The sequence below is a fragment of the Sandaracinus amylolyticus genome, from assembly GCF_021631985.1.
In the GTDB taxonomy this organism is placed as follows: Bacteria; Myxococcota_A; Polyangia; order Polyangiales; family Sandaracinaceae; genus Sandaracinus; species Sandaracinus amylolyticus_A.
This window is the reverse complement of sequence record NZ_CP070225.1, coordinates 6,129,095-6,146,558: the sequence shown is the minus strand read 5'-3', so window position 1 is coordinate 6,146,558 and position 17,464 is coordinate 6,129,095. Positions and strand designations below refer to the sequence as shown.

The following is a 17,464-nucleotide window of genomic DNA, read 5'->3' as shown; positions in this document are numbered from 1 at the left end:
CGCCCCTCGATCGTCATCTCTCCGGAGGCGTGCATGACGGATCCGAGAGGCAAGCGGGCGATCGTCACCGGAGCGAGCTCCGGCATCGGCCGGGCCACCGCGCTGCGGCTGGCCGCGGCGGGGGCGCGGGTGGTCGGGGTGGGGCGGGACGCCGCGCGGCTCGCCGCGCTGCGCGCGGAGGCGCCGAACATCGAGACGGTGCAGGGCGACGCGGCGGACGGAGCGACGGTCGAGCGACTGCTGCGCGAGGTGCGGCCCGAGCTCGTGGTGCTCGCCGCCGGCATCACGCCGCGCATGGCGACGCTCCCGGAGCAGACCTGGGAGAGCTTCGCCGCGGCCTGGGAGACCGACACGAAGTCGGCGTTCCACTTCGTGCGCGGCGCGCTCTCGCTCCCGCTCGCGCCCGGGAGCGCGATGGTGATCGTCTCGAGCGGTGCCGCGCTGCACGGCGCGCACCTCGCGGGCGGCTACGCGGGGGCGAAGCGGGCGTCGTGGTGGCTCGCGGGCTACGCGCAGGAGCAGGCGGACCGGCGCGCGCTCGGCCTGCGCTTCCGCGCGGTGCTCCCGAAGCAGCTCGTGGTCGGGACCGAGATCGCCGCGGTCGCCGCGGCCGGCCACGGCGCGTGGGCGGGGATCAGCGCCGCCGAGTACATGCGGCGCTTCGAGGCGCCGCTCGATCCCGACGGTGTGGCCGCCGCCGTCGTCGACGCATTGCGCGGAGCGGCCCTGCCGGAGACCATCGCGCTCGGCGTCACGGCACGAGGGATCGAGCCGATCGCATGAGCACCTCGCCCGATCTCGATCGCTTCCACGCGCTCGTCGCGCACCTGCGGCCGCGGCTGCACCGCTACTGCGCCCGCATGACCGGCTCGGTCTTCGACGGCGAGGACGTCGTGCAGGACACGCTCGCCAAGGCGTTCTACGCGCTCGCGACCCTCGACGAGCCGCCGCCGCTCGAGCCCTGGCTCTTCCGCATCGCGCACAACACCGCCATGGACTTCCTGCGACGCTACGAGCGCAAGCACGTCGACCTGGTCGCCGAGGTCCCCGACCCGACCGGCCCCGAGGAGCGAGGGGTCGATCCCACGCTCGTCGAGGCGGCGCTCACCGTGTTCGCCGAGCTGCCGCCCGCCCAGCGCAGCGCGATCGTGCTCAAGGACGTGCTCGGCCTGACGATCGAGGAGACGGCCGGCGCGATGGGCACCACGGTGCCCGCGGTGAAGTCGGCGCTGCAGCGCGCGCGAGCCCGCGTCCCTCGCGACGCCGACACGCCACGACCGCCCGAGATCGACGCGCGCCTGCGGCTCTACGCCCGGCTCTTCGACGCGCGCGACTGGGACGCGCTGCGTGCGCTCGTCACCGAGGAGTCCCGCCTCGACCTGGTCTCGCGCACCCAGCGCCGCGGTGTGCGGGTCGCCGAGTACTGGTCGCGGTACGCGGAGATCGCGCCCCGCGAGCGCCTGCGCGCGGTCGCGGGATCGGTCGACGGCGCCCCGGCGATCGCGATGTTCCGCGACGGCGGCGATCGCCCCGCGTACTTCGTGCGCGTCGAGTGGGACGGCGACCGGATCGCGCAGATCCGCGACTACTACCACGTGCCCAGCATCGCCGACGGCGCGCGCTTCACCCTGAGCGACGGCTGAGCCGTCCCCGGCCAGACGAAATCGTCAAAAAACGGTTGTCGTCGACCCTCCGCCAGACGAGCTCGTCAAAAAGGTGGGTGTCGTCGCCCTCCCCCAGACGAACTCGTCAAAAAGGTGGGTGTCGTCGGCCTCCGCCAGACGAACTCGTCAAAAAGGTGGGTGTCGTCGCCCTCCGCCAGACGAACTCGTCAAAAAGGTGGGTGTCGTCGCCCTCCGCCAGACGAAATCGTCAAAAACGGGGACGTCGTCGACCCCTCGCCAGACGAGCTCGTCGAGAACGACGTCGGCCTCGACCCCTCGCCAGACGAGGCTCCTCGAAGAAGGACGTCGTCGTCGCTCCGAGCGGACGAACACGACGGAAATTCCAACCACGGAGGGCCGCGAGGAGTCCGGTCCGTCCCTTCTCGGGGGCTCTGGGCGACCGTCCGTGGTTGGAATTCCGGCCCGATCCGCCCGGTCGAGAGTTTCTGCTCGCGCGCCGTGTAAATCTTGATACCTTCGCGCGCCGTGACGGTACGAGTGGCTGCGGTGCAGGTGCGCGGCGATCGCGCGCCCCTGGAACAGAGGATCTCCTGGATCGACGCGCTGCTCGCGGATGCGCAGCGCGCCGGCGCGAAGCTCGCGGTGATGCCCGAGCTCGCGCTCACCGGGTACGAGCTCGGCGAGTGGAACTTCGAGGTCGCCGAGCCGGTGCCCGATGGTCCTTCGGTGCACGCGCTCCACGAGCTCGCGCGCGCCCGCGACATGATCCTCGTCGCCGGCCTCAGCGAGCGCGAGGGCGCGCACGTCTACAACACGATGGCCGTCGTCGGGCCCGACGGGTTCCTCGGCCGCTACCGCAAGCTCCATCCCGCGTCCGCCGAGTGCGCGTACTGGCGCGCGGGCGAGAGCGCGCACGTGATCGAGACCGATCTCGGCCGCCTCGGCGTCGGCATCTGCGCCGACATGATCCGCCGCACGCCCTGGTCGATCTATGCGCGCGAGGGCGTCGACCTCGTCGCGATCGGCGCCGCGTGGCCCGACTACCGCGACGCGACGAACTACCCGCTGTGGCGCGAGTACCGCGCGATGCACGTCGAGGCGACGCGCGCGATGCCGGAGCGCATCGAGCGCGAGGTCGGCGCACCGGTCGTCCTCGCGAACGCGTGCGGCTCCAGCGAGGTCATGGCGACGCGCTTCGGCCCCAAGGTCGTGACCAAGCTCGCCGGGCGATCGCGCGTGGTGTGCGGCGGGACGATCGCCGAGGACCCCGGCGATCACCGCGAGCAGGTCGTCGTCGCGGACGTGCAGCGTGGTGCACGCGGCGTGGACCGCACGCACGCCGTGGCGTCGCCCGAGGAGCCCTGGGTCAACCACGGTAGTGGCGCGTTCCGCGCGACGTTCCAGTGGGTCGACGTGGTGACCGGCTATCTCTACCGCCCGCTCTACCACGCCGCCCCGACCCGCCAGCGCGCCTACGTCCGGCCGCCGTCCCGCAAGCCCACCGCCACCCGCTGAGCCGTCCGAGGGCCGGCGCGATCAGTGCGCCGGATGGCGCTCGGCGAGAGCCACTGGACTTTTCGCGCGACGCTCCCGAGTTCGGCACGCACCGAGCATTCATCGCGTCCTCGGAGCTCTTCGGAGCTCGAGGAGCGGCGCGCGATTGACTCGATACGCTACATTCGGCCACCCCCGAGGGGCGGGGGGCACGCACGACGGACGTTCGTCCGCAATCTCCATGTTGTTCGACGAGACGCAGCGAGAGGAACCGCGGCGCACGAGCTCGGTCGCGAGCTGGGTGCTGCGCACCGTTCACTCCCCGGACCGAGGGCTTCCCCCGGAGATCGCGATCGGTCGCGTGCCGCTCGCGATCGGTCGCGCCCCACAGCGCGACGGCGCGCTGGTGATCGCCGATCCGCGCATGTCGCGCACCCACGCGACCATCGCACTGATCGGGGCGAAGGCGCCGACGATCGTCGACTCGAGCTCCAACGGCACCTTCGTCGACGGCGAGCGCGTGTCCGACGCGATCCTCGTCGACGGCTCGGTGCTGCGCGCGGGGGACACGTTCTTCGTCGTGCGCGAGGTGCCCGCATCGCTCGGCGACGCGGACATCCCCGATCTCGTGGGGCGTGCGCCCGCGATGGCGAAGCTGCGCGAGGCGATCGCGCTCGTCGCGAAGGCCGACGCGTCGGTGCTGGTCATCGGCGAGAGCGGCACCGGCAAGGAGCTCGTCGCGCGCGCGATCCACGCGCGCAGCGGTCGTGAAGGGCCGCTCGTCGCGGTGAACTGCGCGGCGATCCCCGAGTCGCTCGCGGACTCGACGCTCTTCGGGCACGTCGCCGGCGCGTTCACCGGCGCGAAGGGCGCGCACGACGGCGTCCTGCGGCGCGCCGATCGCGGGACGATCTTCCTCGACGAGATCGCGGAGACGCCGCCCAGCGTGCAGGCGCGCCTCCTGCGCGTGCTCGAGGAGCGCGTGGTCACGCCGGTGGGCGGTGAGCGCGCGGTGCCGATCGACGTGCGCGTGGTCGCGGCCACCCACGTCGAGCTTCGCAGCGCGGTCGAGCGCGGTGCGTTCCGCGGCGATCTCTACGCGCGCCTGTCGGATCTGACGCTGCGCACGCCGCCGCTGCGCGAGCGACGCGAGGACGTGCTGCCGATCCTCGCGCGCGGCCTAGGACCCGACGCGCCGCCGCTCGCGCCCGATCTCGTCGACGCGCTGCTCACCCACGAGCTGCCGTTCAACGTGCGCGAGCTCCTGAAGATCGCGGCCGAGCTGCGGCTGCGCGGCAAGGGTCGCGAGGTGCTCGATCGCGCGCTGGTCGAGGAGCGCTTCGCGCGCCCGAGCACGCCGCCCGTGAAGGCACGCACGATCTCGGATCCGCCGAGCGTGCGCGAGCCGATCGAGATCACGCGCGAGCACCTCGAGGAGCTGGTGCGCGAGACCGGCGGCAACGTGTCGGAGCTCGCGCGACGGCTCGGACGGTCGCGACGACAGGTGCGGCGCTACCTCGACCAGTACGGCCTGCGCGACAAAGAACGCGACGGCGACGATCAGGACTGAGACTCGCGGGCGCTGCGCCAGTCAGGACCGAGCGGGCCGCGTCTTCATCGTCGCGCCGCGCGCGAGACCGACGAGCGCGAGGAGCAGCGGGATCGCCGCGCCGATCCCGCCGCACATCCAATTCCAGCTCGCCTCGCGCTGGCCCTGCTCGCGCAGCGCCTCGAGAATCTCGGGATCGATCCCGCTCCCCGCGAGCGCCTCTTCCGTCCGCGAGATCCCCCAGAGATAGCCGGCGATGCCCACGCACGCCGTGGTGAGCGCGAAGAGCAGCACCGCGCTCGAGAGCCCGAGCACGACCCCGCGCGAGCGGTTCACGAACGCCGTGATCACCGCGGCGAGCGCGAGTGGGTGCGTGACCAGCACGAGCGCGAGGATGATCCAGACCGGGAAGCCGCCTTCGACGAACGCCTGCATGACGTCGATTCTGCGATAGTCGGCGGCATGGACGAAGCGCTCGCGAAGAAGCTGCAGCTCAAGCCCGGTCGTTCGTTCCGCGCCCTGCACGCGCCGAGCGCGATCGAGCTCGAGAGCACCGCGAAGGGCGCTGCCGACGTGGTGCTCTGCTTCGTGGGCTCGCAGGCCGAGCTCGCGAAGCGATGGGAGGCCGCGGTGCGCGCGCTCGCCCCCGACGGCGTGTTGTGGATGGCCTATCCGAAGAAGAGCGCGGGCACGAAGACCGACATCGATCGCGACAGCGGGTGGGGGCCGTTCGCGGAGGCGGGATGGGCGCCGGTCTCGCAGGTCAGCATCGACGACACGTGGTCGGCGCTGCGCTGGAAGCACGATCCCGCGCTGCGCGAGGAGCGCGCAGCACGCGGCACGATGCGCCGCGATCCGACGGTGAAGAAGAAGACCGCGGCGAAGAGGCGCTGATCACCCGAGCGCGCGCCGCACCCGCTCGGGGAGCCGCACCGCATCGAGCTCCCAGCGCGGCAGCGCCATCGCGCGCTCGTAGGGCTCGCCGTACCGCTGCGCGACCTCGCGCACCGTCTCGCCGCGCAGCACCGCGAACCGAACGAGCCTCGCGAGCGCATCGAGCCATCGCACGTCGTCGGTCGCGTCGATCGGCAACACGACCGGCGCGCCCTCGTCGACGAGCAACACCACGCGCGTGATGGGCTCGCCGGGCACGTCGGGCAGCACGCGAGGCACGAACGCGCCGGTCATCGCCGCGTCCACCTCGCGCGCGACCTCGCGCAGCGCCTCGTCGCGCAGATCGATCACCAGCGCGAGCGCGTCGTCGTCCACCCGGCGATCTTGGAGCGCCGTCAGCTCCCGCGAGCGAACATCGCGGCGAACATGTCCTGCATGATCAGGTTCGTGAGCCGCTGATCGGTGAGCACGTTCATCTTCGCGCCGCCGTACGCGCGCGAGTAGCGATCGAGATAGACGAGCTGCTTCGTCACCAGCACCAGATCGCGCGGCAGACGCAGCCCGTGACGACGGCTCGAGCGCACGAGGCCGGGCACCAGATCGCGCAGCTTGAAGCCCTCCTCGGGGTCGATCATCGGCGCGAAGGTCACCTCGAGATCGATCACCAGGCCCTCGCGATCGACCTCCACGCCGGGCGGCACCGTCTCCATCGCGAGCATCGCGTCGGCGACGCGGCCCCAGTCGCGCGACTGGAACCCCAGCACGTACTCGAGCACGCCCTGGCGGAACTGCGGCCCGAACGAGCCCACGATGCCGAAGTCGAGGAACCCGATGCGCCCGTCCTCGAGCAGCATGAAGTTCCCGGCGTGCACGTCGCCGTGGAAGAAGCCGCGCAGGATCAGGGTCTGGAACCACGCGCGGATCCCCTGCAGGAGCCGCTCCTCCGCGTCGAAGCCGGTGGCGCGCACCGACTCGACGTCGTCGATGCGCCAGCCGCGGAAGCGCTCCATCGTCAGCACGCGCGCGTGCGTGAGCTCGTCGATCACCACCGGCGCGGCGGTGATCTCGTTGCCCATGTCCCGCATGACCTGGTTGAAGTCGCGCATGCGCTGCGCCTCGCGCCGGAAGTCGAGCTCCTGCGCGAGGTTGACCGCGAAGTCGTCGACGAACGCGATCACGTTCGAGTTGCGCGCGAGGCGCGAGACCTTCGTCGCGATCCACGCGAAGAAGCGCATGATCGCGACGTCCGCCGCGGCGAGCGCCCCGATGCCCGGGCGCTGCACCTTCACGACGACCTCGCGTCCGTCCGCGAGCTTCGCCGCGTGCACCTGCGCGATGCTCGCCGCCGCGAGCGGCTTCGGGTCGAGCTCGGCGAAGAGCTCGTGCGTCCCCTTGCCGAGATCCTCGCGCACGATGCGCTCGACCTCGTCGTACGAGAAGGGCGGCACGCGATCGAGCAGCGTTCGGAACGCCTCCGAGTAGCGCTCCGGGAAGAGCGCCTCGCCCGACGCGACGAGCTGTCCGAGCTTCACGTAGATCGGACCGAGCCGCTCGAACGCGAGGCGCATCGCGGTGGGCCCGTCGAGGCTGCGCGTGATCGCGCCCACGACGCGACGCAGCGAGAACCACACGAGGATCCCGCTGACGACGAAGAAGCGCGCGAGCACCTGCAGCGCGGAGGGACGCGGGAGCGCGGAGAGCGTGTCCGGCGCGACGCTCGCGACGTCGCTCGGATCACGTTCGGGGACGGCGGACGACACGGCAAGGATGCTCACACGGCCTCCTCGGGCGACGCAACATACGATACCGTATGTTGCAGGGCTGCTTGGAACATACGGCGTCGTATGTCAAGAAGACGAGCGCGACGATGGGGTCGAAGCCCGCGAAGAAGAAGCCCTCGGCGAAGAGCAAGGCGCGCGAGGAGCCGCGCCGCCGCGTCCCCGAGCGAACGCGCGAGACGCTGATCGCCGCGGCGGCCGCGCTCTTCCACGAGCAGGGGCTCGATGCGCCGAGCCTCGACGCGATCTGCGAGCGTGCGGGCTACACGCGCGGCGCGTTCTACGTGCACTTCGCGTCGCGCGACGAGCTCGTCGGCGCGGTCGTCGAGAAGGCGATGAAGGACTTCCTCGACGCGATCGTCGCCGAGGGCGCGGGCGATCTGCGCAGCATCGTCGCGGCGTTCGTGAAGGCCGTGGAGGAGGGACGCTTCCCGGTCTCGCAGCGTATGCGCGCGTCGCAGGTGCTCGAGGCGTGCGCGCGCTCGTGGGAGCTCACGGTGAAGTACCTCGGCGTGATGGTCAGCGCGCGCGAGCGCCTCGCGGAGGTGCTCCGCACGTCGCAGGCGTCCGGCGTGGTGCGCGGCGATCTGCGCGCCGAGCCCATCGCCGACATGTTGCTCGCGCTGGTGATGGGCGCGCAGGTCGCGACCCAGCTCGGCGCGCCGTACGACGCGCGCGCCGTCGAGGCGGAGCTGATGCGGATGCTCGCGCCGGTCGAGCGCAAGCGACGCGGTGCGTAGAGAGTTGTCGTGTACGTGCACCCGCAGTGTGAGGTCGCTCGGTTGTGGGGCGCTCGGAGCCGGCGATAGCCTCCGCGCATGCTTCGCCTCCGTGCCGCGCTCGTGTGCGCTCTGGCCGTTCCGGCCACCGGGTGCAGCGCCATCGTCGCTCCCGACCCGTCGCGTCTCGATCCACCGGACGCGGGTCGCGTCGTGACGCTCGTCGACTCGGGCCCGATGCAGCAGGGCCCCGATGCGGGCACGACGCCGGACGTCGACGCGGGCACCCAGCCCGGCGCCGACGCCGGATCGCGCATCGACGCGCCGAGTGGGTGCACGCCGGGCGCGACGCGCTGCGAGGGCGAGGTGCTCGTGACGTGCGAGGACGGCGCCGAGCAGCGCGACGACTGCGCCGCGCTCGGCGCGTACTGCGACGAAGGCACGTGCTTCGAGCGCGTGTGCGAGCCGGGCTCGCGCTCGTGCTCGTCCGATCTCCGCAGCGTGATCGAGTGCGACGCGCGGGGCAGCGCCGAGACGGAGATCCCGTGCAGCCTGCTCTGCGATCGCAGCTCGGCGACCTGTCTGCTCGAGGGCGGCTCGTGCGAGGGCCTGCCGACGATCGAGGTGGGCGGCAACCAGCGCTTCTCGCTCTGCTCCGAGAGCGACGACGAGACCCACGCATCGAGCGGCGACTGCGGCGGCTCGCGTGCCGACGTCGGTGATCGCACGTTCGCGCTGACGATCCCGAGCGGCGGCTTCTACGTGATCGATCTCCGCGACGTCGACGGCACGCGCAGCATCGACACGGTCGTCTATCTACGCAGCACCTGCGACGACGGCGACACCCAGATCGCGTGCGACGACGACGTCCCGTGCACCGAGAGCGATCCGACGATCGGCGGCTGCGCGGGCGGCGTGCAGGTGCGGCAGTCGCGCATCGCGCAGCGCCTCGAGGCGGGCACGTACTACGTCGTCGCCGACGCGTTCGAGTACGAGGCGTTCGGGTGCGGCATGGTCGAGCTCCGCGTGCGCGCGCCCGCGACGCCCTGATCTCGAAGAACAATCGGCTCGCCCGCCGTTCCCTAGTCCGCGCGCTTCGCGCGCTCCCGTCCGGGACCGGCGGGACGAGCACTCCGGTGGGGACTCAGCGGGTTCGAGCGGCCGTCGCGGCGGCCGGCGTGGTGATCGCGCGGATCGCGTCGAGGAGCTCTTCGCCGCGGAACGGCTTGAGCAGCAGCTGCGAGCGCTCGAGCCCTTCGAGCGCCGTGGGATCGGGCAGATGCCCCGAGACCACGAGCACCGGCAGGCCCGGGTGCGTGACGCGCAGGCGCTCGGTCAGCGTGCGCCCGTTCATGCGCGGCATGACGAAGTCGGTGATCAGCGCGTCGAAGCGCGCGCCCGGTGCCTCGGCGAGCGCGAGCGCCTCGGTCGGGCCCGGCGCGACCACGACCTCGGCGCCGCTCTCGCGCAGCAACGCGGCGAGCGCCTCGCGCAGCAGCAGATCGTCGTCGACGAGGAGCACCCGCAGCGGCGCGCGCCGTGCCGCGACCACCCCGGTCTGCACGCCGTCGCCTTGTGCGCCGCGCGGCGGCGTCGCGCGCGGGAGCAACACCACGAAGCGCGCGCCGCGCCCGAGCTCGCTCTCGACGCTCACCGCTCCGCCCGACTGCGCGACGATGCCGTAGACCGTCGCGAGCCCGAGGCCCGACCCCTCGCCGTCGGGCTTGGTCGTGAAGAAGGGCTCGAACGCGCGCGCTCGCGCCGCCTCGTCCATGCCGTGCCCGGTGTCGCGCACCGAGAGCTCGATCCATCGCCCCTCGGGACGCTCCGCCGTCGCGTTCGCGCGCGTGATCTCGAGCGGTCGCACCGCGAGGCTGAGCGTGCCGCCGCCCGGCATCGCGTCGCGCGCGTTCACCGCGAGGTTCGCGAGCACCTGCTCGATCTGGCTGCGATCGACGTTCACCCACGCGGGCCCGTCGCCGCCCTCGCGAACGTGCTCGACCGTCACGTCGGCGCCGAGCAATGGCGCGAGCAGCGCCATCGTGTCCGTGACCACCGCGCGCAGATCGAGGGTCTCGGGGCGGAGCACCTGCGAGCGCGAGAACGCGAGGAGCTGCCGCGTGAGCTGCGACGCCTTCTCGGCGGCGAGCACGATCTGATCGAGCTCGGCGCGGTGTGGATCGTCGCGCTCGAGACGTCGCGCGAGGTTCTCGGCGCGCGCCATCACGACCGCCATCAGGTTGTTGAAGTCGTGCGCGATGCCGCCGGCGAGACGCCCCACCGCCTCGAGCTTCTGCGCCTGGCGGAGTCGCTCCTCCGCGGCCTCGCGCTCGCGCAGCTCCTCGGCGAAGCGACGCCGCAGATCCTCCTCGACGCGCTTGCGCGCGAAGAAGTCCGGGATCGCGTAGCCCGCGACGCGCGTGGCGAGATCGGGGCGCGCATCGAGGTAGCGCGTGACGTGCGCCTCGATGCGATGTGGCGGCGCCATCAGGAAGCGACAGACCTCGTCACCGCGCGCGCGACAGAGCACCTCGGTCGCGACGAGCGTCATGCCGAAGCTCTGCTCGCACCACCCCGACGAGTACCCGCTGTTCATGATGCAGACCGGGAACGAGGCCTGCCTTCCCGAGCGGATCCACGCGTCCGCCTCGAACGAGTACGGGTGATCGTAGAGCAGGAAGTACTCGTCGTCGGGCGTCGGCTGCGACTGCTCCGAGATGTCGACGAACGCCCAGCCCGCGTGCGCGAAGTGCACCGGCCCCGCCGAGAGCTTCGCGACGGGATCGGTCAGCCCCATCTTCTCGTGGAACGTGCGCGCGTCGGCGCGACCCACCGCGTGCGCGAGATCGAACAGGATGTTGCGCGCGAACTCGTCGGCCTCGCTCTCGCGGCCCGGGCCGTAGAGGCCGCGCACCATCTCGAAGAACTCGACCGAGAGCGATGCCGCGCGCACGAGCACGTAGCGCTCGCCGGAGATCTCGATGGTGCCGTGCTCGGGATCGTCGCGGCGCGCGCGGAAGTACCTCGAGACGACCTCTTCGGCCTGCGCGAACAGCGCCTCGTGCGGCGTCGGTACGCGCACCGTGCGCAGCGTCATCCCGGCTCTCCCTCCGAGCCAGAACGTAGCGCCGTGCGTGTCGCCGTGGAAGCACCGGCGCGTGCGCTCAGGTGTGCTCGAGGCAGCCGCGGAGCAGCTCGAGGTCGCGCGTGATGTTGCGCCTCACCATTCCGTTCAGCAGCGGGCCGGCGATGCGGAAGAACCCGCCGGCGTCGCCCCGCGCGTGGATGCGCGTGCGAGTGCCCTCGGGCACGTCCTCCAGCTCGTAGCGGATGTGCATCGGGAACGGCCGCTCGACCTTCATCTCGACGAACGAGCGCTCGTCCGTGTCGACCACCTCGTACTCGTAGCCGAAGCGCCGGCCGAGGAACTTCGAGATGCGCTCGACCCGCGAGCCGCGACGAAGCGGCCCGGGATCGCGCGGGCGGCTCTCCACCACCCCCGTCGTCCAGCGCACGTCGTTGTGCGGGTCGAACATGAAGGCCGCGACCTCGGCGCGAGGGCGACGGATCACGATCTCGGTCGTCACGTCGGTGCTCATCGCGATCGTTGTAGGCGAGCGCTGGCGCGCGGACAATCATCGATGATCGCGACGAATCGTCCCGCTCGTGAGACAATCGTGCCCGCATGAACGTGCGTATGGAGGCTGTGCGTATGGAGGCTGTGCGCATGGAGGCTGTGCGTATGGAGGACATGCGGCTCTTCGCGAAGGTCGCCGAAGCGCGCAGCTTCACCGGCGCGGCGCGCGCGCTCGGCGTGCCGAAGCAGACGCTCAGCCGGCGCGTCGCGGAGCTCGAGGACGTGCTCGGCACGCAGCTGCTGGTGCGCACCACGCGCCGGCTGCACCTGACCGATGCCGGCGCGGCGTACGCGGCCCGCTGCAGCGAGATCGCGCGGCTCGCGGACGAGGCGAACGCCGCGGTGCGCGAGACCTGCGAGACCCCGCGCGGCCTGCTGCGCATCACCGCGGACCCGCACTTCGGCGAGACGTTCGTGGGGCCCTTGGTGATCGAGCACGTGCGCGCGTGGCCCGAGGTGCGCGTCGACGTCGTGCTCACGCGACGTCGCGTCGAGCTGATCGAGGAGGGCTTCGACGTCGCGTTCCGCGTCGGGCACGTGCCGGACGCGAGCGGCGCGCTCTCGGCGACGCACCTCGGCGCGGCGCGCGTGCGCTACTGCGCGAGCCCGGCGTACCTCGCGCGTCGTGGCGTGCCGAAGACGCCGGAGCAGCTCGCGGAGCACGAGTGCGTGGTGCTGACGTCGGAGGGCCCGGTGGTCCGCTGGCCGTTCCGCGGCGCGAAGGGTCCCACGATGATCACGGTCGACGGGCGAGTGCGCACCAATGGCTTCGAGATGTCGCGCGCCGCTGCGCTCGCCGGGCTCGGCATCGCGATCGTGCCCGAGTACGCGTGCGCCCAGGATCTGCGCGGGGGAAAGCTGCGCAGCGTGCTCGACGACTTCGCGATCGACGCCGGCGGTGTGTGGATCGTGTTCGCGTCCGCGCGTTATCTCAGCGCGCGCGTGCGCTCGTTCGTCGAGCTCGCAGTCGAGCGGCTCGGCGGCGGCGCGGCGTGGTCGGTGCCGGCGAGGCGCGCGCGATGAGCACGATGCGCAGGAAGGTCTCGGGCGAGGTGCCGGAGGCGCTCCGCCTCGCGCGATCGATCTGGCCGCGCACCGCGGGAGGGACGCGGCACGCGCGTCGGGTGCAGGTGCGAGGACCGAGCGAGGGACGCGTGGTGCGCGAGATCGCGCTCGAGGGCTCGACCGAGCGCACGGCGCGCGGCATCGGGGTCGCGCGCGATGGATCGCTGCGCGTGAGCGCAGGCGGGCAGCTCGTCGCGATCGAGCGTGCTGCCGTCGTGGCGTGGTCGGTCGAGATCGCGAGCAAGCGCGCGCGGAAGGTGGTGTCCGCCCCGGCGGTGCTCGACGATGGCAGCTGCGTGATCACGTGCGGACGCGCGGTGTGCTTCGTCGACGCGCATGGCGCGGTGCGCGGTCGCATCGAGCTCGAGGTCGGGCTCGACGACTCGGGCCCGGCGCCGAACGTGACGCCCGACGGCGCGCTGATCGTCACGTGCCCGACCGGCGAGGTGATCCGCATCGACGCCGATGGCGCACGCGAGCTCGGCGCGTTCGGCTACGACGTGGTCGCGCCGGCGATCGACGACGAGGGCGCGATGTACGTCGCGGGCTACGCGGGTCGCGGCGCGGTGTGCCTCGAGCCCGATGGCCGGGTGCGGTGGCGCGGCGGCGCGCGTGATGCGGACATGCTGGCGACCGTGCGCGCGACCGGCGAGAGCGCGTTCGGCGTGGTGAACGACGGGCGCACCGTGTTCATCGCGCGCGATGGATCGCAGCTCGGTGCCTACGGCGCCGCAGGCGGGTGCGGGGAGCTGAGCGGCGGCGACTGGGCCCTCGTTGCGCAGGATCGTGTGGCCCGGGTCGATGCGCGCGGCGTGGCCCGCTGGGAGCGCGCGCTCGTCCTGCCTTCGCTGCATTGGGGTGGGCTCGGGCCCGTGATCGATCGCGACGATCGCCTCGCGGTCCCGACGCTCGAGGGTGTCGAGCTGCTCGACGCGCGCAATGGATCGGTGGTCGCAGCGGTCGCGCTCGGCGAGCCACCGATCGATCTCGCGATGATCGCGGAAGGGCGCGTCGCGGTGCTGCTCGCGACGCGCCTCGTGATCATCGACTAGCGCGAGAGCTGGCGCTGGCCGTCGTCGGGACGGATCTGCACGCGCGGATCGCGCGGATCGGGGCGGCGCACCGCCTCCGCGAAGCGCTCCGCGACCTCGCCCGCGACCTGCACCTCGGACGAGAACGGACCGACGCGGATGCCGCCGACCTCGTCGCTCGCGATGCGACCGCGACGGCACACCATCGCGAGCACGCGGCGCGGATCGGCGCCGTGGCGCGCGCCCCACGTCACGTGGAAGTGCGCCCAGTTGCGATCGAGATCACGCGGCGCGCGCGGCGCTTCGCGGCGCGGGCGATCGCCCATGCGATCACGGCTGCCCGGGGTGGGCGGCGCGATCGGGCGCACGTCGCGCGGCGCCGGTCCACGGAGGATCGCGCTCTCCGCGACGAGGCGCGCGATCGCGCGCTCCACGTCGCCCTCCGCGACGAGCCGGCGCGCGAGCTCGATCGCGCGAGGATCGATCGCGATGTCGTCGTCGGCGGCCGTGAGCTGCGCGACGAGGCGCTCGTCCTGCTGGCCGCGGATCGCGTTCGCGGTCGGGAGCGGCTCGAAGCGGAAGCGCACCGCGGCGCGGTGCATCACCGAGCGGGCGCGCGGCAGCTCGCGCGGCGTGACCAGGAGCGCGCTCGTGCCCTTGCGCCCGGCGCGACCGGTGCGGCCGCTGCGGTGCGTGTAGTCGTCGGGATCGGTCGGCGCCTCGACGTGGACGACGAGGGTGACCTCCTGCACGTCGAGCCCGCGCGCTGCGACGTCGGTCGCGACCAGCACGCGCACGTTGCCGCGGCGGAACGCGGCGAGCGCGCGGTTGCGCTCGCGCTGATCCATCTCGCCCGAGAGCGGCGCGACGGGGAAGCCCGCCTCCGCGAGATCCTCGGCGATGCACGCGACGTCGGCGCGGGTGCGCGCGAACACGAGCGTGCGCGCGTCGGGCTGCGCGAGGAGCAGGTTCACCACCGCGTCGAAGCGCTCGTCCTGCGAGACGAGGTGCACGATGTGATCGATGTCGGCGTTCGCCGCGCCGAGCCGCGTGCCCTCGACGCGCAGCGCGTTCTTCTGAACGCGATCGGCGAGACCACCGACCTCGTCGGCGAAGGTCGCGCTCACGAGGTGGGTGCGGCGCGTCGCCGGCGTGCGCGCGAGGATCGACTCGAGCGCCTCGCGGAAGCCGAGGTCGAGCATGCGATCGGCCTCGTCGAGCACGACCGCGCCGAGCGACGAGAGATCGAGCGCACCGCGCTCCGCGTGGTCGAGCAGGCGGCCCGGCGTGCCCACGACGACCTCGGGGCGCGACGAGAGCGCGCGGTGCTCGTCGCGGTAGCTCGAGCCGCCGGTGACCGAGACCACGCGCGCGCCGACCTGCGCGTAGAGCCAGGTGAGCTCGCGCTCGACCTGACGCGCGAGCTCGCGCGTGGGCGCGATCACCAGCGCGCGCGGCGCGGGCGCGTCGCTCGCGAGGACGAGCTCGCGCAGCACGAGACCGATCGCGACCGTCTTGCCCGAGCCCGTCTGCGAGCTGATGCGGAGGTCACGGCCCGCGGCGCTCGGCTGGAGCACGGCGAGCTGTACGGGGGTGAGATTGGTGTAGCCCTTGCGCTCGAGCGCGCCCCGAAGGGCCGGCTCGAGAACGTCCGGGAGCCCGGCTTCGTTCGTCATCACACTCGTCGTTCCGCTCTCACGTGAGCGGGGCTGGGGCCCCGCGCGTGAAGCGTCGTCCAGTGACGCGAAGTGCTCGGGGTGATCGCCGCGCCGGACTCGTTCCGGCGGGGAGGGGCATTTCGAAACTTCCGCCCCTCGTGGGAAATGGAGCGGCCGTGTCTAGCAGATCGTGTGTGATGCGCGAGCGGGAACGCGCGCGTACTCACGAATTCGCGTGATCCGTGGCGTGTCGCCACGCCACTGCGGATGGCACGCGACGCGCTGCATACTCTCGTCATGAGCGCGACCGCACGGGGTGGGACGAGCGATGCGATGACGACCGGCGCGATCGCGATCGTCTCGCGATGGGTCGTCGGCGTCGCGGTCGTGCTGGCGATCGGCGCGCTGCTGCTCGACGGACCGCAGCGCGCGCTCGGCGTCGCGGGCGGTGGGCTCCTCGCGAGCGTGACGTGGCTGGGGAGCGCGCTGTGCGCGACGCGCCTCGCCGCGGCCGAGGGCGCAGCGCGCATCGGGTGGTCGATCGCGTTCACCACGGTGTGCAGCCTCGCGGTCGGCGGCGCGGTGTTGCTCCTCGTGGTGACCGACGGAGGCTCGGCCGCGATCGGGTTCGGCGCGCTGGTGATCGGCGTGATCGGCGGCGCGATCGAAGCGTGGGCGCGGCTCGATCGGTGAGCGATCACCGGGGATGCCAGCGCTCGTCGTGGCGAGCGTGGGTCTCGAGGTACGCGCCCTTCTCGTAGAAGTGGTCGTAGTAGTCGAGGTCGAGGTGATGGGCCTGCAGCACCATCACCGAGATCATCGAGGGCACGGTGCCGGGGAAACGACCGAACGTGTCGAAGAGGTACTGCGCCTGGAGCGCGACGCACTCGCGGAACGTCTCGTCGTAGGGCATCGCGGCGCTGCGCACGCGGCGCGAGTCCTTCCACGGTCCCGGCGTGTCGGGATGGAACGGACCGCCGGGGCCGAACTTGCGCTCGCACATCGCCTCGACCGCGTCGCGCATCGTGCGGTGGTGGGGCGGGCACGAGCCCTCCATCACGCCGGGCAGGCCGGTGGGGTTCGGCGTGGGCCAGCGCGGATCGCGATCGAAGCGGAAGCCGAGGCCCGGCACGTCGGGGCGCCCGCTCGCGCCGAGCACGCCGAAGGGATCGAGCCCGTCGTACATCCAGCCGCCGAGCCCCATCGCCTGCAGCATCAGCGCGCCCGCGTAGCAGCTGGTGCCGAGCTCGACCGAGAGCTCCGCGAAGCACCACTGCTCGAAGAACGAGATCGGCCACGACGCGTCGGGATCGACGATGCGCGAGAAGCGCTCGATGCCCGGGATCGCGCGACCGTGCACGTCGTCGAAGACGACCTGGCGGTTCTGCGCGAGGTACGCGAGGCCGAGCAGCACGTGCTGCGAGAGATCGCCCACCGGGACGACGAGCAGCGAGCCCGGCGCGTTCGCGACCCAGGTGTTGTGCGCCTCGACGAAGGGCGGCTCGGCGGGGAGGAACAAGCGTCGATCGCTCAGCCGGCGGATGCGCGCGCCGACCGCGCGGCGGATCGCGTCGAGGTCGAGCGCGCCGTGCTCGTCGCGCTCGGCGAACGCGCCCGAATCGCGTGCTTCGAGCACATATGTGCCGGTGTCATCGGTGAAGAAGGTCTTGCTGGTGTGGAACCCCGCGGCAGACGGGAACGTGCGGCCGCCCGCCGCGCCGGCATAGCTCGAGAGGTGGGGCGCGTAGCTCTTCGCGCGACGGATCAGGTGGTGCCAGCCGGTGTTGGAGCCGCACGCCGCGACGACGAGCATCGTCTCGAGCTCGGAGAGCGGCATCGGTGGGTGGCGCGAGCGGAACGCGAAGACTCCGTCGGGGAGCTCGGCGCCTCGGAAGAAGCGTCGGGAGCGACGTCCCAGCAGCGCCTCGATCAGCGGGAAGCGCAGCATGTCGTCGTATCCGGGGGGCAGCGACATCGTCGTGACGACCACGTAGCCGCACGTTCGTTTGGTCGC

17 protein-coding genes are annotated in these 17,464 nt (G+C 72.3%); 10 read left to right on the top strand and 7 right to left on the bottom strand.

What is annotated here, in order from left to right:
- Window positions 1-33 precede the first annotated feature (33 nt).
- The 4 genes from I5071_RS26030 (at window position 34) to I5071_RS26015 (ending at window position 4,689) form a co-directional block, all read left to right on the top strand.
- A complete protein-coding gene (locus I5071_RS26030) occupies window positions 34-783 on the top strand; it encodes an SDR family oxidoreductase (RefSeq protein ID WP_236515540.1) in 750 nt (249 codons plus the stop codon).
- Window positions 780-1,643 carry a sigma-70 family RNA polymerase sigma factor gene (locus tag I5071_RS26025; protein WP_236515539.1) on the top strand — a complete coding sequence of 288 codons (864 nt, stop codon included), beginning with the start codon at window positions 780-782 and terminating at the stop codon, window positions 1,641-1,643. Before I5071_RS26030 ends, I5071_RS26025 begins: the two co-directional genes overlap by 4 nt.
- 507 nt (window positions 1,644-2,150) lie before the next feature.
- On the top strand, window positions 2,151-3,140 hold the full coding sequence (locus tag I5071_RS26020; RefSeq protein WP_236515538.1) for a carbon-nitrogen hydrolase family protein: 990 nt from the start codon (window positions 2,151-2,153) through the stop codon (window positions 3,138-3,140).
- Window positions 3,141-3,480: 340 nt separating this feature from the next.
- Window positions 3,481-4,689, top strand: a complete 1,209-nt coding sequence (locus I5071_RS26015; protein WP_236515537.1) for a sigma 54-interacting transcriptional regulator — start codon at window positions 3,481-3,483, stop codon at window positions 4,687-4,689.
- A gap of 21 nt (window positions 4,690-4,710) precedes the next feature.
- Here the strand turns inward: I5071_RS26015 and I5071_RS26010 are convergent, their stop codons facing one another.
- The gene (locus tag I5071_RS26010; protein WP_236515536.1) at window positions 4,711-5,103 is read right to left on the bottom strand and encodes a hypothetical protein; all 393 of its coding nucleotides are present in this window, start codon (window positions 5,101-5,103) and stop codon (window positions 4,711-4,713) included.
- Window positions 5,104-5,130: 27 nt separating this feature from the next.
- Between I5071_RS26010 and I5071_RS26005 the strand changes: the two genes are divergently transcribed.
- Window positions 5,131-5,562 carry a hypothetical protein gene (locus I5071_RS26005; RefSeq protein WP_236515535.1) on the top strand — a complete coding sequence of 144 codons (432 nt, stop codon included), beginning with the start codon at window positions 5,131-5,133 and terminating at the stop codon, window positions 5,560-5,562.
- On the opposite strand, the gene I5071_RS26000 is transcribed toward I5071_RS26005, so the two are convergent.
- Together I5071_RS26000 and I5071_RS25995 are read right to left on the bottom strand one after the other, a co-directional pair.
- On the bottom strand, window positions 5,563-5,937 hold the full coding sequence (locus I5071_RS26000) for a hypothetical protein (protein ID WP_236515534.1): 375 nt from the start codon (window positions 5,935-5,937) through the stop codon (window positions 5,563-5,565). It lies immediately after the preceding gene.
- Window positions 5,938-5,957: 20 nt separating this feature from the next.
- A complete protein-coding gene (locus I5071_RS25995; RefSeq protein ID WP_236515533.1) occupies window positions 5,958-7,322 on the bottom strand; it encodes an ABC1 kinase family protein in 1,365 nt (454 codons plus the stop codon).
- Window positions 7,323-7,429: 107 nt separating this feature from the next.
- Between I5071_RS25995 and I5071_RS25990 the strand changes: the two genes are divergently transcribed.
- Entirely contained in the window at window positions 7,430-8,080 is a 651-nt protein-coding gene (locus I5071_RS25990; RefSeq protein ID WP_236515532.1) for a TetR/AcrR family transcriptional regulator, read from the top strand.
- 192 nt (window positions 8,081-8,272) lie between these two features.
- Entirely contained in the window at window positions 8,273-9,109 is an 837-nt protein-coding gene (locus I5071_RS25985) for a hypothetical protein (RefSeq protein ID WP_236515531.1), read from the top strand.
- A 94-nt stretch (window positions 9,110-9,203) separates the two neighbouring features.
- Here I5071_RS25985 and I5071_RS25980 read toward each other — a convergent pair whose 3' ends face one another.
- On the bottom strand, window positions 9,204-11,156 hold the full coding sequence (locus I5071_RS25980) for an ATP-binding protein (RefSeq protein WP_236515530.1): 1,953 nt from the start codon (window positions 11,154-11,156) through the stop codon (window positions 9,204-9,206).
- A 67-nt stretch (window positions 11,157-11,223) separates the two neighbouring features.
- The gene (locus I5071_RS25975) at window positions 11,224-11,694 is read right to left on the bottom strand and encodes an SRPBCC family protein (protein ID WP_236515529.1); all 471 of its coding nucleotides are present in this window, start codon (window positions 11,692-11,694) and stop codon (window positions 11,224-11,226) included.
- A gap of 92 nt (window positions 11,695-11,786) precedes the next feature.
- On the opposite strand from I5071_RS25975, the gene I5071_RS25970 reads away from it, so the two are divergent.
- Window positions 11,787-12,719 carry a LysR family transcriptional regulator gene (locus I5071_RS25970; protein WP_236515528.1) on the top strand — a complete coding sequence of 311 codons (933 nt, stop codon included), beginning with the start codon at window positions 11,787-11,789 and terminating at the stop codon, window positions 12,717-12,719.
- Complete coding sequence (locus I5071_RS25965) at window positions 12,716-13,813, top strand: hypothetical protein (protein ID WP_236515527.1); 1,098 nt, start codon at window positions 12,716-12,718, stop codon at window positions 13,811-13,813. The genes I5071_RS25970 and I5071_RS25965 overlap by 4 nt, the downstream gene beginning before the upstream one ends.
- On the opposite strand, the gene I5071_RS25960 is transcribed toward I5071_RS25965, so the two are convergent.
- Window positions 13,810-15,468, bottom strand: coding sequence for a DEAD/DEAH box helicase (locus I5071_RS25960; RefSeq protein ID WP_236515526.1), 1,659 nt, complete (start codon window positions 15,466-15,468; stop codon window positions 13,810-13,812). The two genes, I5071_RS25965 and I5071_RS25960, sit on opposite strands and share 4 nt — an antisense overlap.
- A 279-nt stretch (window positions 15,469-15,747) precedes the next feature.
- Between I5071_RS25960 and I5071_RS25955 the strand changes: the two genes are divergently transcribed.
- Complete coding sequence (locus I5071_RS25955) at window positions 15,748-16,143, top strand: hypothetical protein (RefSeq protein ID WP_236515525.1); 396 nt, start codon at window positions 15,748-15,750, stop codon at window positions 16,141-16,143.
- A 4-nt stretch (window positions 16,144-16,147) separates the two neighbouring features.
- Here I5071_RS25955 and I5071_RS25950 read toward each other — a convergent pair whose 3' ends face one another.
- Window positions 16,148-17,425: a hypothetical protein gene (locus tag I5071_RS25950; RefSeq protein ID WP_236515524.1), complete on the bottom strand. Its 1,278-nt coding sequence runs from the start codon at window positions 17,423-17,425 to the stop codon at window positions 16,148-16,150.
- Window positions 17,426-17,464 lie beyond the last annotated feature (39 nt).

Excerpts from the sequence above, each read along its gene's own strand:
- I5071_RS26010 (WP_236515536.1), bottom strand. The coding sequence starts at position 5,103 with ATGCAGGCGTTCGTCGAAGGCGGCTTCCCGGTCTGGATCATCCTCGCG.
- I5071_RS25970 (WP_236515528.1), top strand. The coding sequence starts at position 11,787 with ATGGAGGCTGTGCGTATGGAGGACATGCGGCTCTTCGCGAAGGTCGCC.
- I5071_RS26005 (WP_236515535.1), top strand. The coding sequence starts at position 5,131 with ATGGACGAAGCGCTCGCGAAGAAGCTGCAGCTCAAGCCCGGTCGTTCG.
- I5071_RS26025 (WP_236515539.1), top strand. The coding sequence starts at position 780 with ATGAGCACCTCGCCCGATCTCGATCGCTTCCACGCGCTCGTCGCGCAC.
- I5071_RS26030 (WP_236515540.1), top strand. The coding sequence starts at position 34 with ATGACGGATCCGAGAGGCAAGCGGGCGATCGTCACCGGAGCGAGCTCC.
- I5071_RS25980 (WP_236515530.1), bottom strand. The coding sequence starts at position 11,156 with ATGACGCTGCGCACGGTGCGCGTACCGACGCCGCACGAGGCGCTGTTC.
- I5071_RS25990 (WP_236515532.1), top strand. The coding sequence starts at position 7,430 with ATGGGGTCGAAGCCCGCGAAGAAGAAGCCCTCGGCGAAGAGCAAGGCG.
- I5071_RS25960 (WP_236515526.1), bottom strand. The coding sequence starts at position 15,468 with ATGACGAACGAAGCCGGGCTCCCGGACGTTCTCGAGCCGGCCCTTCGG.
- I5071_RS25950 (WP_236515524.1), bottom strand. The coding sequence starts at position 17,425 with ATGTCGCTGCCCCCCGGATACGACGACATGCTGCGCTTCCCGCTGATC.
- I5071_RS25955 (WP_236515525.1), top strand. The coding sequence starts at position 15,748 with ATGAGCGCGACCGCACGGGGTGGGACGAGCGATGCGATGACGACCGGC.
- I5071_RS25965 (WP_236515527.1), top strand. The coding sequence starts at position 12,716 with ATGAGCACGATGCGCAGGAAGGTCTCGGGCGAGGTGCCGGAGGCGCTC.